At 39.0% G+C, this 15,905-nt stretch carries 16 protein-coding genes; 14 read left to right on the forward strand and 2 right to left on the reverse strand.

All coding sequences use genetic code 11. The features are described 5' to 3' along the window. The first annotated feature begins 154 nt into the window (after nucleotides 1-154). The 11 genes from HZR21_RS03335 to HZR21_RS03385 all read left to right on the forward strand — a co-directional run bounded on the left by HZR21_RS03335 (nucleotide 155) and on the right by HZR21_RS03385 (nucleotide 8,885). On the forward strand, nucleotides 155-1,015 hold the full coding sequence (locus HZR21_RS03335; protein WP_040525630.1) for a phosphate ABC transporter substrate-binding protein PstS: 861 nt from the start codon (nucleotides 155-157) through the stop codon (nucleotides 1,013-1,015). 83 nt (nucleotides 1,016-1,098) lie between these two features. Next, nucleotides 1,099-2,022 carry a phosphate ABC transporter permease subunit PstC gene (gene pstC / locus HZR21_RS03340; protein WP_003137777.1) on the forward strand — a complete coding sequence of 308 codons (924 nt, stop codon included), beginning with the start codon at nucleotides 1,099-1,101 and terminating at the stop codon, nucleotides 2,020-2,022. Next, nucleotides 2,022-2,909, forward strand: a complete 888-nt coding sequence (pstA, locus tag HZR21_RS03345; protein WP_003137778.1) for a phosphate ABC transporter permease PstA — start codon at nucleotides 2,022-2,024, stop codon at nucleotides 2,907-2,909. Before pstC ends, pstA begins: the two co-directional genes overlap by 1 nt. Before the next feature lie 40 nt (nucleotides 2,910-2,949). Then, nucleotides 2,950-3,753 (forward strand): phosphate ABC transporter ATP-binding protein PstB, encoded by an 804-nt coding sequence (gene pstB / locus HZR21_RS03350; RefSeq protein ID WP_180746375.1) that lies wholly within the window; start codon nucleotides 2,950-2,952, stop codon nucleotides 3,751-3,753. 80 nt (nucleotides 3,754-3,833) lie between these two features. Beyond that, entirely contained in the window at nucleotides 3,834-4,592 is a 759-nt protein-coding gene (gene pstB / locus HZR21_RS03355; protein WP_180746377.1) for a phosphate ABC transporter ATP-binding protein PstB, read from the forward strand. 63 nt (nucleotides 4,593-4,655) lie between these two features. Further along, nucleotides 4,656-5,309, forward strand: coding sequence for a phosphate signaling complex protein PhoU (gene phoU, locus HZR21_RS03360; protein ID WP_180746379.1), 654 nt, complete (start codon nucleotides 4,656-4,658; stop codon nucleotides 5,307-5,309). Between the two features lie 184 nt (nucleotides 5,310-5,493). After that, nucleotides 5,494-6,600: an SLC13 family permease gene (locus HZR21_RS03365; protein ID WP_180746381.1), complete on the forward strand. Its 1,107-nt coding sequence runs from the start codon at nucleotides 5,494-5,496 to the stop codon at nucleotides 6,598-6,600. A gap of 100 nt (nucleotides 6,601-6,700) precedes the next feature. Beyond that, on the forward strand, nucleotides 6,701-7,108 hold the full coding sequence (locus HZR21_RS03370) for a MarR family winged helix-turn-helix transcriptional regulator (RefSeq protein WP_003137783.1): 408 nt from the start codon (nucleotides 6,701-6,703) through the stop codon (nucleotides 7,106-7,108). 13 nt (nucleotides 7,109-7,121) lie between these two features. Beyond that, on the forward strand, nucleotides 7,122-7,757 hold the full coding sequence (locus tag HZR21_RS03375) for a nitroreductase family protein (RefSeq protein WP_180746383.1): 636 nt from the start codon (nucleotides 7,122-7,124) through the stop codon (nucleotides 7,755-7,757). A gap of 28 nt (nucleotides 7,758-7,785) precedes the next feature. Continuing rightward, complete coding sequence (locus HZR21_RS03380) at nucleotides 7,786-8,151, forward strand: DUF1304 domain-containing protein (protein ID WP_180746384.1); 366 nt, start codon at nucleotides 7,786-7,788, stop codon at nucleotides 8,149-8,151. A gap of 137 nt (nucleotides 8,152-8,288) precedes the next feature. Further along, complete coding sequence (locus HZR21_RS03385; protein ID WP_180746386.1) at nucleotides 8,289-8,885, forward strand: 3'-5' exonuclease; 597 nt, start codon at nucleotides 8,289-8,291, stop codon at nucleotides 8,883-8,885. Here the strand turns inward: HZR21_RS03385 and HZR21_RS03390 are convergent. Then, complete coding sequence (locus HZR21_RS03390) at nucleotides 8,882-9,421, reverse strand: TetR/AcrR family transcriptional regulator (protein WP_180746440.1); 540 nt, start codon at nucleotides 9,419-9,421, stop codon at nucleotides 8,882-8,884. The genes HZR21_RS03385 and HZR21_RS03390 overlap by 4 nt on opposite strands. Before the next feature lie 225 nt (nucleotides 9,422-9,646). Here HZR21_RS03390 and HZR21_RS03395 point away from each other — a divergent pair, with 225 nt between their 5' ends. Beyond that, nucleotides 9,647-12,016: a YhgE/Pip domain-containing protein gene (locus tag HZR21_RS03395; RefSeq protein WP_180746388.1), complete on the forward strand. Its 2,370-nt coding sequence runs from the start codon at nucleotides 9,647-9,649 to the stop codon at nucleotides 12,014-12,016. Nucleotides 12,017-12,033: 17 nt separating this feature from the next. Here HZR21_RS03395 and HZR21_RS03400 read toward each other — a convergent pair whose 3' ends face one another. Continuing rightward, on the reverse strand, nucleotides 12,034-12,846 hold the full coding sequence (locus HZR21_RS03400; protein ID WP_180746390.1) for an HAD family hydrolase: 813 nt from the start codon (nucleotides 12,844-12,846) through the stop codon (nucleotides 12,034-12,036). A gap of 261 nt (nucleotides 12,847-13,107) precedes the next feature. Between HZR21_RS03400 and HZR21_RS03405 the strand changes: the two genes are divergently transcribed. Both HZR21_RS03405 and ispG read left to right on the forward strand, forming a co-directional pair. Beyond that, nucleotides 13,108-14,547, forward strand: a complete 1,440-nt coding sequence (locus HZR21_RS03405) for an NCS2 family permease (RefSeq protein WP_180746392.1) — start codon at nucleotides 13,108-13,110, stop codon at nucleotides 14,545-14,547. Nucleotides 14,548-14,689: 142 nt separating this feature from the next. Further along, nucleotides 14,690-15,826 carry a flavodoxin-dependent (E)-4-hydroxy-3-methylbut-2-enyl-diphosphate synthase gene (gene ispG, locus HZR21_RS03410; protein ID WP_003137796.1) on the forward strand — a complete coding sequence of 379 codons (1,137 nt, stop codon included), beginning with the start codon at nucleotides 14,690-14,692 and terminating at the stop codon, nucleotides 15,824-15,826. The last annotated feature ends 79 nt before the right edge of the window (nucleotides 15,827-15,905 follow it).

The following is a 15,905-nucleotide window of genomic DNA, read 5'->3' on the forward strand; positions in this document are numbered from 1 at the left end:
GTTCAATGTTCAAAATCAATACGGTATCAACGACGCAAGTTTGAGTAGTCAAATTTGCTGGTACATAGCAAAACCTCCAAAGTTTTTACACAAAATTTACATTTATCCGCGGCATAAATGTTAAAATAGAAGTATTGAACGATTTGGAGGAGTTATGAGGAGAAAGATAGTACTTTTGGCCTCAGCCTTGGTAGTCCTTGCGACATTATCAGGTTGTGCCAAGTGGATAGACAAAGGTGAATCAATTACGGCTGTAGGATCTAGTGCCTTACAGCCTTTAGTTGAGTCTGCAGCTGAAACATTTGCCCAAGAAAATCCAGGAAAATTTATTAATGTTCAGGGTGGTGGTTCAGGAACTGGCTTGTCACAAGTCCAGTCTGGCGCCGTTCAAATTGGGAACTCGGATTTATTCGCTGAAGAAAAAGATGGGATTGATGCTAAAAAATTGGTCGATCATAAGGTTGCAGTCGTAGGGATTGCACCGATTGTCAATAAAAAAGTAGGCATTAAGGCTTTAACAACAGATCAGCTACGTCAAATTTTTACTGGTGAAATTAGTAACTGGAAAGAAGTTGGCGGCAAAGATCAGAAAATTGTCTTGATCAATAGAGCTACAGGTTCTGGTACACGTTCAACATTTGAACGTTGGATTATGGATGGTAAACCAGCCAAAAACTCTCAAGAGCAAGATTCATCTGGTATGGTTAAATCTATTGTTGCGCAAACCCCAGGTGCGATTAGCTACCTTGCTTTTTCAAATATAGATACATCAGTGACAAAAATTTCACTTGATGGGTACGATCCGACAACGGCTAATGTTGCTGATAACAATTGGCCGATTTGGGCGTATGAACATATGTATACCAAAGGGCAACCTAATAGCCTGACAAAATCATTTTTAGATTACGTCTTGTCTGACGCAGTTCAAGACAGTCTTGTTCAAAAAATGGGGTATATTTCTGTTAATCAGATGCACGTGGAACGTGATGCTGATGGTCGTGTCACGACAAAATAATATTGCCTAACGCTTAAATGAGGGGGATGTAATGAGGTTTGCATGCCGAATCCCCCTAACACTTAATATAGAAATTAAATCGAATGAAAAAAGAAAATATTCAAGAAAAGTTACTTTCTAAATCAAAAAATTCCCAACTAGAGAAATTTGGCAAGACAATTACCTTCTTTTGTATTGCTGTTATTGTCTTTGTTGTTGCTATGATTTTCTTCTTTGTCGCACAAAAAGGGTTCTCAACCTTTTTTGTTGACAAGATTAATCCATTCAAATTCTTGTTTGGGACGACTTGGAATCCGTCAGAGCTTGGTCCTGATGGTAAACCTTTAGTTGGTGCGCTACCGATGATTGCTGGGTCACTCATCGTAACAGTTTTGTCAGCGATTTTAGCAACACCTTTTGCCATTGGTGCTGCTGTCTTTATGACAGAAATCTCACCAAATCGTGGTGCTAAATTATTGCAACCAGTTATTGAGTTATTGGTTGGGATTCCGTCTGTTGTTTATGGTTTTATCGGCTTGACAGTCGTTGTACCAGCTATTCGCGGTGTCTTTGGTGGGACTGGTTTTGGTCTTCTATCAGGTATCTTCGTCCTTTTTGTTATGATTTTACCAACCGTCACCTCCATGACAGTGGATGCCATGAAAGCTGTACCTAGCTTTTATAAAGAAGCCTCACTCGGCTTAGGAGCAACACGGTGGCAGACAATTTGGCGTGTATTGCTACGTGCAGCAACACCTGGGATTCTAACCGCTGTTGTATTTGGTATGGCTCGAGCTTTTGGTGAAGCCTTGGCCATTCAGATGGTTGTTGGTAATGCCGCAATTTTGCCAACAAGTTTAACATCACCTGCGTCAACGCTGACTTCTGTCTTGACGCAAGGTATCGGAAATACAATCATGGGCACTGTTCAAAATAATGTCCTATGGTCACTCGCGCTAATTCTATTACTCATGTCTTTATTATTTAACATTGGAATGCGCGCTATTGCGAAGAGAGGAAGCTTATAATGAATCCTAAAAAAGTTGATAAAATGGCAACAAGTGTCCTCTATATTATTTCTGGCATTATCGTCGTCATTCTGGCCTCTTTATTGCTATATATTCTCGTTCGAGGGTTGCCGCATATTTCTTGGCATTTCTTGACAAGTCCCTCAAAAGCCTATGAAGCAGGTGGCGGGATTGGTATTCAGCTCTTTAACAGTATCTTCTTACTTGTGATTACGATGATTATTTCATTTCCATTGTCACTTGGTGCTGGCATCTATCTTTCTGAATATGCCAACCAAAAATCTTGGGTAACTAACTTGGTTAGAACATCGATTGAAATCTTGAGCTCACTTCCTTCAGTAGTCGTTGGTTTGTTTGGTTTCTTGATCTTCGTTGTTCAATTTGGCTATGGTTTCTCAATTATCTCAGGTGCTTTAGCCTTGACTGTCTTTAACCTCCCTTTGATGACGCGTAATGTCGAAGAATCGCTAAAAGCGGTGCATCATACGCAACGTGAAGGCGGCTTAGCTCTGGGCTTGTCGCGGTGGGAAACAGTATTACACGTGATTGTACCAGAAGCCTTGCCTGGTATCGTGACAGGCGTTGTCTTGTCATCTGGTCGTATCTTCGGGGAAGCAGCAGCGCTCATCTATACAGCTGGTCAATCTGCCCCTGCCCTTGACTGGTCAAACTGGAATCCAATGTCAGTTAGCTCACCAATTTCTATTTTCCGTCAAGCAGAAACTTTGGCTGTCCATATCTGGAAAGTCAACGGTGAAGGCACTGTACCAGATGGTGCAGCAGTCTCTGCAGGTGCAAGTGCTGTCCTCATTATCTTTGTTCTTTTGTTTAATTTCGGTGCACGCTTTATCGGCAAGAAAATTCATAGCAAATTGACAGCATCGTAAAACAGGAAAATGAAACAGGAAGAAAGGAAATGACGATATAATGGCAACTTATGATTGGCAAGAACGTCATATCATTGGTCTTGATGGCCATGAAATTGCCCTTGAAACAAAAGATTTACATGTCTACTACGGTAGCAATGAATCGATCAAGGGAATTGATATGAAGTTTGAAAAAAATAAAATTACTGCTTTGATTGGACCTTCTGGTTCTGGTAAATCAACTTATCTGCGTAGTTTGAATCGAATGAATGATACGATTGCGATTGCAAAAGTAACAGGTGAGATTAACTATCAGGGTGTTGATGTGAACAAAGAAAACGTCAATGTTTATGAAATGCGTAAGCATGTTGGCATGGTTTTCCAACGTCCCAATCCTTTTTCAAAATCAATTTATCGTAATATTACCTTTGCGCTTGAGCGTCAAGGTATTAAAGATAAGAAAACACTAGATGAGATTGTTGAAACGTCTCTAAAACAAGCGGCACTTTGGGATCAGGTGAAGGACGACTTAGATAAGTCAGCCCTGGCACTTTCGGGTGGTCAGCAACAGCGTTTGTGTATCGCGCGTGCGATTGCGGTTAAGCCAGATATTTTATTGATGGATGAACCAGCATCAGCACTAGACCCAATTTCAACGATGCAGCTAGAAGAAACGATGATGGCACTCAAAGAAAATTATACAATCATTATCGTGACGCATAATATGCAACAAGCAGCGCGTGCAAGTGATTATACTGGATTTTTCTATTCAGGTGATTTAATCGAGTACGATAAGACGGCAAAAATCTTTACGCGTCCTGAGCTTAAATCTACTGGGGATTATGTATCAGGACATTTCGGTTAAAATGTTGGGACGCATGGTTGAAGGCTTTAAGATGTCAAGATACTAATAGTGCGCCTAACCAATAAGATTAAGGAAACATTATGACAGAACCTATTTTACAAGTGAAAAATTTATCGCTTTTCTATGGCAAAAAGCAATCATTATTTGATATCAACATGGATTTTTATCCGGGTGAGATCACTGCCTTGATTGGACCGTCAGGATCAGGAAAATCGACGCTTTTGCGCTCAATTAATCGGATGAATGATTTAGTTCCCTCAGCTAAAGTGACGGGTAAAATCATGTATAAAGATGGCGATATTTATAGCTCAAAAACAGATATGGTTGAGCTGCGTAAGGAAATCGGCATGGTTTTCCAACAGCCTAACCCGTTTCCGTTTTCTATCTATGAAAATGTGATTTACGGCTTGCGGCTTAAAGGTGTGAAGGACAAGGCGATTTTAGATGAAGCAGTTGAGGAATCATTGAAGGCTGCTAATATTTGGGATGAGGTCAAGGATAAGCTGCATTGTTCAGCGCTTGGTCTCTCAGGTGGTCAGCAGCAGCGTGTTTGTATTGCTCGGGTTCTAGCTGTCAATCCTGATATTCTCTTGCTAGATGAGCCGACATCCGCACTCGATCCAATTTCTTCTGGTAAAATTGAGACCATGCTGTTAGACTTAAAAGAGAGATATACGATTTTAATCGTGACACACTCAATGCAACAAGCTAGTCGAATTTCTGATCGGACAGCCTTTTTCTTAAATGGTGAACTGATCGAGTACGATAAAACTAAGAAAATTTTCTTGGATCCAAAAGAACAGTCAACATCGGACTATGTGACGGGTAAATTTGGTTGAGCGTTGTATCATTATACGCTGACTTTAAAACTTGTCTAAAAGACCTATTAAGAAAGGAATGATATGTTAAGAACACAATTTGAAGAAGAACTTAATAAACTGCACAACCAGTTTTATTCGATGGGCACGCAAGTGTCTGCTCAAGTCAACCGTTCTGTCCGTGCTTTCGTTAGTCATGATCGTGATTTGGCAGAAGAAGTGATTGAAGCTGACCAACAAATCAATGATCAAGAAACAAAATTGGAAACTAAGTCATTAGAAATGATCGCTTTACAACAACCCGTTTCTCATGATTTGCGGACGATTATTACTGTTTTGAAAGCCTCTTCAGACTTAGAACGTATGGGTGACCATGCAGTTTCTATCGCCAAAGCAACGATTAGCCTGAAAGGTGAAGAACGTATTCATGTCGTTGAAGAAGATATTTCACTCATGGGTGAACGTGTTAAATCAATCGTGGATGCGGCACTTAACGCTTACATTCAAGGTGATGCTGAACGTGCGCGAGAAATTGCACTCTGGGATGACACAGTTGACCAAATGTACGGCGAAATTCAAAATAAGACATTATCAGCTATGGAAGAAAACAAAGAAACGATTACAACAGGTAAAGATTACTTGTTGACAATCATGTACTTGAAACGGATCAGCGACTACGCTAAAAATCTGTGCGAGTGGATTGTTTATCTGAAAACTGGTAAGATTGTTGAATTATAAAATTCAAAAGAATAACACAATTGTTTTGTACTCAGAGCAGTTGTGTTTTTTTGTATTGTTTTTTATCAGTTGTCAATTTTTGATGTAATTGTATGATTTATTAGGCCGTAAAAGCTGTTTTCGACTTTAGTTTATGATAAAATAACAGATAGCTCAATCAGCGATTAAGGGGTAAGGATAGGACATGGTAGCGAATTTACATCGAATTATTAGGGATAAAACATTTTTAGTGACCTTGTTTTTAGCAGTTCTGGCTTTAAGCCTAGGCACTGTTCATCTAAGCGATATTGATTTGAAAACGATTCTCGCTTTGCTCAGTCTCATGGTCACGATTGCGATTTATGAGAAGTTGCATCTGCTCAGGTATATCGCAAATGTCATTATCGAAAAATGTCAGTCGATTAGGGCGATTGTTATGGTGATTTTGCTCTTTTCCTTTTTTGGTGCCATGCTGTTTACCAATGATGTGGCGATTTTGACACTGATTCCGATTGTTTTTAATATCAGAAAGCAGGTCAAACTACCGACGATTGGGGTGGTGAGTTTGATGACGGTTTACGCCAATCTTGGTAGTGCTATGACGCCCTTTGGTAATCCTCAAAATCTTTATTTGGTATCTTATTTTCATTTGGATATCTTGGCTTTTTTGAAGCTGTCGCTACCGATTGGCTTCATCAGTTTGGCGACGTTGTTTATCGTTTTGTTTGGCTTTTCAAAAGCTAAAATAGGAGTTGTTAAAACACCACATATTGACATCTATCTCAAGCAAGTGGTTGTTTTAGGTGTCACAACTTTTGTTGTCCTATTGGGTGTCTTGTCAGTTATCTCAATTTGGTTTGCTTTGGTTGCTAGTTTGGCCTGTGCTATCTGGATTAAGGGAGAGATTGTAGCAGAAGTGGACTACGGCATTATTTTGACCTTTATCAACTTCTTTATCATCGTCGGTGCGGTCAGTCGAATTCCCTTGATTCATGATTTTCTGTCGACTTATATGACGCATAACAGTTCAGTCTTTGCGTCTTCGGTTGGCATGAGTCAAGTCATTAGTAATGTCCCTGCTGCAGTGCTCCTGTCTAAGTTTACAGATCACGTGGCGCCTCTCTATATAGGTGTTACCGTTGGTGGTCTTGGGACTTTCATCGCCTCTCTGGCCAATCTCCTTGCGCTCAGACAGTATCAGGCATTTGCTCATGATGGTACGGTCAAAAAATTTGTGCGTCAATTTACCTTGATTAATGTGATCTACCTTGTTGTGTTTTTCGGTATCGGATTTGTTTTAGTGACAATTTAATTTTTCGAGTTAAATGTCTTTACAAAAAATAGGGCACATGGTAATATTGACTTATCAACTGTTGACCGGTCAATAATAGTTGGAGAAGGGAGAGATAGCCTTGACACTTGTCAATAAAAGTAAGCTACTCTATCAATTAAAGTTAGCCAATCAGGAATTGGTTAGCCGATTTGAAAAGAGTACTGGTTTTAGTATTACGCGATATGAAATGCTCTTATTTATCAATGCGCAGGGACCTTGTTCGCAAACGCAATTGCAACATGAGTTGGGAATCGATCGCGCGGCTGTGACTCGTCATCTCAAACGACTACAGGATTTATCCTATGTCACACGTAAACGAAATGATCTCAACAATCGTGAAGTTTATGTTCAGATTACTGATCTTGCTCAAAAAGAACTGGCTAACTGTGAGCAGCACCATGAGTCCTTGGAAAAGGACTTGTACTTTGGGCTTAGTGATGAAGAAGAAGCGCAACTCTTAACCTTATTAAATAAAATAACTAAATGAAAGAAGCTATATAATGACAACTTTAAAAAATAATGATTTTTCAGATATCGCCTACAACAGAAAATCAATCCGTGTTTACGATGAGACGGTTAAAATTTCTCAGGAAGAAATGTTGGAAATGATTGAGGAGGCTACACTTGCACCTTCTTCAGTGAATATGCAACCTTGGCGTTTTGTTATCGTTGAAAGCGATGAAGAAAAAGCTAATTTAAAACCACTCATTCGTTTCAACACACGTCAAAATGATACATCATCTGCTATGATTTTGATTTTTGGTGATATGTTATGTTATGAATTTGGTGAAGAAATCTATGACAAAGCTGTTGCAGAAGGCAAAATGTCACAAGAAGTGCGCGACCAACAAATTGGTGCAATCATTCCTTACTACAAAAACTTCACGAAAGCGCAAATGAACGATGTTGTTAAAATCGACTCTAGTTTGGCTGCTATGCAATTGATGTTGAGCGCGCGTGCACATGGTTATGACACTAATCCAATTGGTGGTTTTGAAGCAGATCAATTGGCGGCAGCATTTGGTTTGGATCCTGAACGTTTTGTACCAGTTATGGTGCTTTCTATCGGGAAAGCAGCAGAGGTCGGTTATGATTCAGTTCGCTTAGCTGCTGATAAATTTACAACATTTAAATAAACATATCATCTAAAAGGGGAAAATTAAAATGACTATTTTATCTACTATACTCGCTACTTTGGTTGCGCTTGAATTCTTTTACATTATGTATATTGAAACAATCGCAACAACTTCAGACGCAACAAGTCGTATTTTCAACATCGCCAAAAATGATTTGAAAAACGAGACAATTAATGTTCTCTTGAAAAACCAAGGTGTTTACAATGGTTTGATTGGCTTGGGACTGCTTTACAGTGTCTATCTATCATCAGCATCACTTGAAATAACACGCCTCATCTTGATTTACATCATTCTTGTTGCACTCTATGGTAGCGTGACTAGCAATAAAAAAATCATTTTGACCCAAGGTGGTCTAGCGATTCTCGCTTTGATTGCAACATTTCTAAATTTTTAAGCAACATTTTTTCTAAAAGCACTGAGGTGCTTTTTTTGATTTCCCCAATTTCTCCTGAAATATGGTAGAATATGGAGGAAAAAAGTTGCGTTTACGCAGACAGTCAAACCAAAAATAACTGAGAACATGAGGTAAAAATGGAAAGTATAGAAAAGTATGTCGCATTTGACTTGGAATTTAATACAGTAGATGATATTGAACATCTGATTCAAGTATCGGCAGTTCGATTTGACAATGGTAATGAAACGGCAGATTTCGATGCTTTTGTTTATTCGGATGTGCCACTTAACTCTTTTGTTGTCGGGTTGACAGGCATTACGCAAGAAAAGGTTTTGACGGCAGATAAGGCAGAAACCGTCTTAGCAGACTTGAAAACTTTTATTGGGGACTTACCTGTTATTGGCTATAATGCCAATAAATCTGACCTACCGATACTACTTACGAATGGTCTCGATTTGACCTACGCTTATGCTTTAGACGTCTATGAAATTGCTGATAGCATGCGCGACAATAAACTGCATGGGATGAAGAACTTCCAGTTAAAATCTATAGCTGAATTTTTCAATGTCGCTGAGAAAAATGCGCACAATGCCTTAGCCGATGCTAGAATGACGGCGCGTGTTTATGAGGCTATGAAAGATACACAAGAAGCTGAAAAACTGTTAAGTAAGCAAAACGAAAAAGAGATTAACGATGACGATAATCCCTTTGCTGGTTTGGCTGGTTTATTTTAAAAATGGCCCACAATCGCAATTAAGGTGTCCGTAATTTCTTTCGGACTTTCTTTTTTTCCACGCTTAATCCACAATTGGACCATTCCGAAAATAGCATGGGCAGAATAGGTAGTTTGGTAGTCAATCCTAATCTGATCAAGTTTTTTCGGCCCTAAATGTGTTGGAATGACTGTTTTTAATAAGGCTTTCAATTTTTGACGGAGGAAGATATGAATTTCTCGAGTGCCATTTTCAGAAAGTAAAGCGGATAGAACAGATTCTTGATAAAGAAAATCAAAAATTTCAAAGATGGCATTGTGTACATCCGTACCGTTTTGATCAAAAATTGTTTCAACTTTAGTGAAAAAAACACTCTGATATTGATCAATCATCTCATACTTATCTTGATAATGAGTGTAAAAGCTAGAGCGACTAATTCCTGCACGTTTGACTAATTCTGTTGTTGTAATTTGGTCAAACGTTTTTTCTTTGAGTAAGTCGCTCATTGCCATTTCAATGGATCGACGGGTTTTAGTAATTCGAATATCAGTCATGATGAAAGCCTTTTCTATAAATTTTTTAAAACAATAATGAACAGAGTGTCCATTTTCTTGTATCAAATACTTGATATCTCATCTACAAGTATTATAATAAAAAATATAAATAAAGACAAGGTGTCCAAAAAAAACAAGATACTGAAAGTGGTACGATGGAGTCGTAAACTTTTTTAAAAAATATCTTTTTAAAGAAGTTAGCTAGAAGTTCAATTAAAGGAGATAGTAATGATCAAAAAAGAATGGCAAGCCATCCGAAAAAATAAGTTTTTTATTGTCATTATTGTTGCGTTAGCAACAATACCAGCACTTTATAATCTGATATTCCTCAGTTCAATGTGGGATCCGTACGGTAAAATATCCGACTTACCTGTTGCTGTAGTCAATGAAGACAAATCGGCAACGATTAACGGTAAAACAGTTAATCTGGGCGACGACCTAGTCGATGAATTGGGGAAAAGTCGTGATTTGGATTATCATTTTGTAAGTAATAGAACCGCACAAAAAGGGCTCAAAGATGATAAGTATTATATGCAAATCACAATTCCTAGTGATTTCTCAAAAAATGCAGGTAGTCTCGTAAGTAACGATCCGACTGATGCCGTGATTCATTATCAAACATCTGTCGGTCATAACTTTATCGCAAGCAAAATGAGCGAATCTGCTATGGAAAAGCTAAAAGAAAAAGTTTCCGAAAACATCACCAAAACCTACACGAAAACGATTTTTGAAAATCTGACAACTTTGTCTGATGGTGTAACGAAGGCTGCAGATGGTAGCGATCAGTTAGTCAATGGTAGTGGTGAATTAAAATCGGGTGCTAACCAAATCGCGACAAACTTAGATAAACTCTCATCATCAAGCTTGACTTTTAAAGACGGTGCAGAGACCTTGAACGTTGGTCTAGGCCAATATACAGCTGGTGTGACAACGCTCTCTAATGGTGCCAATGATTTATCCCAAGCCGTTACCAAATACACCAACGGCGCTACTCAAGTTGCTGAAGGCAATAGTAAATTGAATGCGGCATCTGGTCAGTTATCAGAAAAACTCAATGATATTGACCAATTGGTAAAAGGCAGTTCAGACTTGAGTAATGGCTTGAGTGAACTGTCTAAAGGGATGACATTAGCACCAGACGTTCAAGCCAATATAGCCGCATTACAAGAGCAGTTATCACCACTTAATGAAGGCATTCAAGCTTATAATCAAAGTGTTCAAAATTCAGCGATTCCAGAAAGTTTAACACAAGACCTAATTAATATAGGTGCAACGCTCCAAAAAATGCAAGCAGACCAAGCAACAAAATTAACAACACTTAAGGAAACGGATGCTTATAAAGGTGCATCTGAAGTTGATAAACAAACACTTGAGGGATTGATAACGATTGATAAAAATGAGTTCAATCTTTTATCAACTGCTGCAAATGATTTACAAACACAGCTTACAGCTTTAAAAGCTGCGCAAGATGTCAATAAAGCAACCATTGCGAAAATTGCTGGCGGAAGTAATATTGCTTTACCAGGAGCACATCAAGCGATTGCACAACTGTCAACAGGTTTAACGACTGCCAAAAATGCTGTAGATACGCAAATTTTACCAGGCGCGCAACAGATCAGCGCCGGGACTGCCTTGCTCAAAAACCAATTAACAGCAGGTGTCTCACAATTTAGTACAGCAACTGCGCAATTAAATACAGGTGCTCAAAACTTAGTCAGCAACAACGCTCAGCTTACAGCTGGTGCTGCTAAACTTGCGACTGGTGCTAACCAATTGAACCAAAATTCAGCTAAATTACTAGAAGGTTCAGGACAGTTAGCAACTGGTGCAGGCCAAATTTCAAATGGTTCAACTCAGTTAGCAACTGGTGCTAATACTTTAACGACTGGTATCGGAACGCTCCAAAATGGTGCAAGTACATTAGCAACTGGCCTGGGTGAAGCCAAAACAAAACTCGCTACTAATCAAACTAAGCAAACCAACGCTGAAAAGATTGCTAAACCACTTAAATTGACGCACACAGATAAAGATAACTCGCCTGAAAATGGTGTCGGTATGGCACCATACATGATGTCTGTTGCCTTGTTTGTCGGTGCAGTAGCGACAAACATGATTATCTCAGGTACGCTATCAGGTGAAAAAGCTAAACATCGTCGTGATTATCTATTAGGTCGATTGGCTGTCAATGGCGTAATTGCTGTTGGTGAAGGTATCCTAGTTTATCTTGCGGTTCATGTTCTAGGGCTATCTGCTAATCATGAATTTGCCATGTTTGGTTTCACGATTCTGGTTGCCTTTACCTTTATGTTCATCGTGACATTCTTTAATACTTGGTTAGGAAAACCGGGTGCCTTCCTCATGCTGATTTTGCTCTTGTTACAACTAGCAGCCAGTGCAGGAACTTATCCACTTGCCTTGACAAGTACATTCTTCCAAAAAATTAATCCTTGGATGCCAATGACTTATGCTGTCACAGGATTCAGACAAGTGATTTCACTAACAGGACAAATTGGACAAGAAACAGGAATTCTCCTTGTTTTGTCAATTATTTCTCTCGTCCTTCTTGCTCTAGTCGGCAACAAAAAAGCTAAATCTTAATCAGATTTAGCTTTTTTTTATAGTAGCAGACTTTCAAGTGTTCTTGCGACACCATCTTCATCATTACTGTAAACAATTTGCTTATCAGCATGTGCAAGGAGTGTATCACTAGCATTTTTCATGGCATAACCAGTTCCAGCCAATTTAAGCATTTCAATGTCATTGTGTTCATCACCAAAAGCAATTAAGTCTGAGGTGTCTTGACCATTGAGTTTGAGTAAATGTTTAAGTGCTGAGGCTTTGCTGACACCTTTAGGAACGACTTCTAAAATACCATTTTGACCACCCCAGGCGCTGACGCTGACTTGACTACTAAAATAATCATCTATGTGGTTGGCTAACTGTAATTTATCTGTAAAACGTGTCTGAAGTAGAATGGCGTTAGGATCGTCGTCCAGTTTCTCCATCCGCATCTGATGATAAGGTTCGAAGTTGCTGATACCGAAAAGGCTAGGACTAGCATGTTCAAAAGAATTAATGAAGAATTTACGGCGAAATTCTGCGGCTAGGAAATCAAGTTTAAAGGCTTGTTGCTTTTTAATTAGGTCAAAGACGAGAGATCTGTTAATGTGCTTAGACACAGCATGCTCCCAGTTTTTACCAGGAACGGTGGTCATGGCACCATTGAAATTAATCATCGGTGTTTCAAGATTTAAATCGTTATAGATTTGAATCGCCATACGATAGGGACGACCTGTTGCGATAACTATCTGGTGGCCTTCTTTTCTGACTGATTGGAAGATGTTTTTTGTATAGTCTGATATGGTGACACCATCGGATTGCAAGGTTGTGCCATCAAGGTCAATGGCAATTAATTTTTTGTTTGACATGTATTGATTTTGCGTGAGTTAACACGAAGTTGAACTCAAGCCTTTCTAGTGTTGATTTTAGTGCTCTTTATTTAGTATAACATTTTTCAGAACGAACGCCAGTTTTTAGGAATCTTTGTCAGAATTAGATGTTATCTTATAAAAATCCGAACATTTAATCAGGAAAGTCAGTTAATTCTGTGTGTTTCCCTTGAAAGTCCTGATAGCTTACATTAGAATAGGTTAGTATTAATAATTTATTTTTTATGGAAGAAGGATATTATGGATAAGTTTTTTAAACTTAAAGAGAGCGGCACAACAGTCAGTCGCGAGATTATGGCAGGATTGACAACGTTCTTTGCTATGAGCTATATTTTATTTGTCAATCCAGATATGTTATCGAAAACTGGCATGCCTTATCAAGCTGTTTTCTTAGCGACAATCATTGCCTCTGTTATCGGGACTTTGATTATGGGACTTTTTGCTAACGTCCCTTATGCACAAGCGCCAGGTATGGGGCTGAATGCTTTCTTTACGTTTACAGTAGTTTTTGGCCTTGGTTATTCTTGGCAAGAAGCACTTGCGATGGTATTCATTTGTGGGATTATCAATATTTTAATCACAGTGACTAAAATTCGTAAAATGATTATCAAAGCAATTCCTGAGAGCATCCAACACGCTATTGGTGGTGGTATCGGGGTCTTCATTGCTTATATCGGAATTAAAAATGCTGGTCTATTGAAATTTACACTTGACCCAGGAACTTATACTGTTGTTGGTAAGGGTGCGGATAAAGGTACGGCAACAATTGAAGGTGCTGCATCTGCTGTTCCGTCGTTGGTTAACTTTAACCAACCAGCTGTTCTTGTCGCTTTAATTGGTATTGCTATTACTGTGATTTTGGTTGTTAAAAATGTTAAAGGAGCGATTTTAATTTCAATCGTTGCCACAACTATTTTGGCAATTTTCGCTGGTGTGGTTGATTTAAGCGCAATTGACTTTAAAGCAAACTCCCTTGGTTCAGCTTTTAATGAATTAGGTGAAACTTTTGGTGCTGCTTTTAGTCACAAAGGAATGGGAACGTTATTCTCTGATTCTGCTAAAATTCCACAAGTCTTGATGACAATTCTAGCTTTCTCATTGTCTGACACTTTTGATACTATTGGGACATTCATCGGAACAGGTCGTCGTTCAGGTATCTTCTCAGAAGAAGATGAAGCGTCTCTTGAAAATGGTTCTGGTTTCTCATCTAAAATGGATAAAGCCTTGTTTGCAGATGCGACAGCAACTTCTATTGGTGCGATTTTTGGAACATCTAATACAACGACTTATGTTGAATCGGCAGCAGGTATTGGTGCCGGTGGTCGTACTGGTTTGACATCAGTTGTTACAGCTATCTGTTTCCTCTTGTCATCAGTTTTACTACCATTTATCTCAATCGTGCCGAGTGCAGCAACAGCACCAGTTTTAATCATCGTTGGTGTCATGATGCTTGGCTCATTTAAAGAAATCAACTGGACTGATTTGGAAGAAGCGATTCCTGCTTTCTTCGCATCAATCTTTATGGGTCTTGCTTACAGCATCTCATACGGTATCGCTGCAGGTTTCATCTTCTTCGCTATCACAAAAGTTGTAACAGGTAAAGCCAAAGAAGTTAGCCCAATCATCTGGGTGGTCAACTTCCTGTTTATCCTTAACTTTATTATCTTGGCAATCATCTGATATCCTTTTGGTAGAGCTGAGTATTTCGCTAAGCCTTACCAAATTGTGACAAAATCTTAAAGCGTTCGTAAACTATTACGACGTTTTTTTGATATAATTTAGAAGGTAACGTTTTTAGTTAAGAAAGAAAGTAGGTCAGATTTTGACTTTAACACATAGAAGAAAGACTCGTGCTGTCAAAGTTGGTGATGGTCCAAATGCTGTCATCATTGGTGGTCGTAACAAAGTGATTTTGCAATCCATGTGTACGACTAAGACACAGGATGTCGCAGCAACTGTTGAGCAAATCAATCAGCTTGAAGAAGCGGGCTGTCAATTAGTACGTGTTGCTGTGCCAGATATGGAAGCGGCGATTGCGATTAAAGAGATTAAAGCTCAGATTAATATTCCTTTAGTGGCAGATATTCACTTTGACTATCGTTTGGCTTTGCAAGCTATCGAGTCAGGTGTTGATAAAATTCGGATTAATCCTGGGAATATTGGTCGTAAAGACCGTGTGGCTAAAGTTGTAGAGGCTTGTAAAGCACATAATATTCCGATTCGTATTGGGGTCAATGCAGGCTCACTTGAAAAGAAATTTTTGCAAAAATATGGCTATCCAACTGCCCAAGGGATGTTGGAATCAGCGATTGAGCACGTTGAAATCCTAGAAGAATTGGATTTTCATGACATCATCATTTCGATGAAAGCATCCAATGTTGAATTGGCACTTGAAGCTTATAAATTAGCTGCTGAACGCTTTGATTATCCCCTTCATTTAGGGATTACAGAGGCTGGTCCTTTGTTTTCTGGCTCTGTTAAATCAGCAGCTGGTATGGGTGCGCTTTTGTCACTTGGTATCGGTGATACCATGCGGATTTCTTTGTCGGCTGATCCGCGTGAAGAGATCAAGGTTGGTCGTGAAGTCATTAAATCATTTGGTTTGATTGATAATGCGGCAACACTTGTCTCTTGCCCAACTTGTGGTCGGATTGAAATTGATTTAATTCCAATCGCACAAGAACTTGAAGAATATATCGCCAATATTAAGGCACCTATTACCGTTGCGATTCTTGGTTGTGGTGTTAATGGTCCAGGTGAAGCGCGTGAAGCTGATATCGGTCTTGCGGGTGGTGCAGGTAAAGGTATGCTCTTTAAAAAAGGTAAAATCATCAAGACAGTGGACGAGGCTGTCATGTTAGAAGAATTTAAAGCTGAAATTGACGCCATGTACAAACATTACCAAGAAACGGGTAAGTTACATGACGATGAAACAGTTGACGCTGGAGAAGATAATTAAATCTTAGATTATCAAAGTGGTTGGAACAATTGTTCTCAATCACTGAAAGAGAGAAGCAAATTAGGCAATCAAAGTGATT

The sequence above is a fragment of the Pseudolactococcus laudensis genome (assembly GCF_013449735.1).
Classification (GTDB): domain Bacteria; phylum Bacillota; class Bacilli; order Lactobacillales; family Streptococcaceae; genus Pseudolactococcus; species Pseudolactococcus laudensis.

Coding starts and splice junctions, on each gene's coding strand:
- pstA (WP_003137778.1), top strand. CDS start 2,022: ATGAATCCTAAAAAAGTTGATAAAATGGCAACAAGTGTCCTCTATATT.
- HZR21_RS03380 (WP_180746384.1), top strand. CDS start 7,786: ATGACTATTTTATCTACTATACTCGCTACTTTGGTTGCGCTTGAATTC.
- pstB (WP_180746375.1), top strand. CDS start 2,950: ATGGCAACTTATGATTGGCAAGAACGTCATATCATTGGTCTTGATGGC.
- HZR21_RS03395 (WP_180746388.1), top strand. CDS start 9,647: ATGATCAAAAAAGAATGGCAAGCCATCCGAAAAAATAAGTTTTTTATT.
- HZR21_RS03400 (WP_180746390.1), bottom strand. CDS start 12,846: ATGTCAAACAAAAAATTAATTGCCATTGACCTTGATGGCACAACCTTG.
- pstC (WP_003137777.1), top strand. CDS start 1,099: ATGAAAAAAGAAAATATTCAAGAAAAGTTACTTTCTAAATCAAAAAAT.
- HZR21_RS03375 (WP_180746383.1), top strand. CDS start 7,122: ATGACAACTTTAAAAAATAATGATTTTTCAGATATCGCCTACAACAGA.
- HZR21_RS03405 (WP_180746392.1), top strand. CDS start 13,108: ATGGATAAGTTTTTTAAACTTAAAGAGAGCGGCACAACAGTCAGTCGC.
- HZR21_RS03335 (WP_040525630.1), top strand. CDS start 155: ATGAGGAGAAAGATAGTACTTTTGGCCTCAGCCTTGGTAGTCCTTGCG.
- phoU (WP_180746379.1), top strand. CDS start 4,656: ATGTTAAGAACACAATTTGAAGAAGAACTTAATAAACTGCACAACCAG.
- HZR21_RS03365 (WP_180746381.1), top strand. CDS start 5,494: ATGGTAGCGAATTTACATCGAATTATTAGGGATAAAACATTTTTAGTG.
- HZR21_RS03385 (WP_180746386.1), top strand. CDS start 8,289: ATGGAAAGTATAGAAAAGTATGTCGCATTTGACTTGGAATTTAATACA.
- pstB (WP_180746377.1), top strand. CDS start 3,834: ATGACAGAACCTATTTTACAAGTGAAAAATTTATCGCTTTTCTATGGC.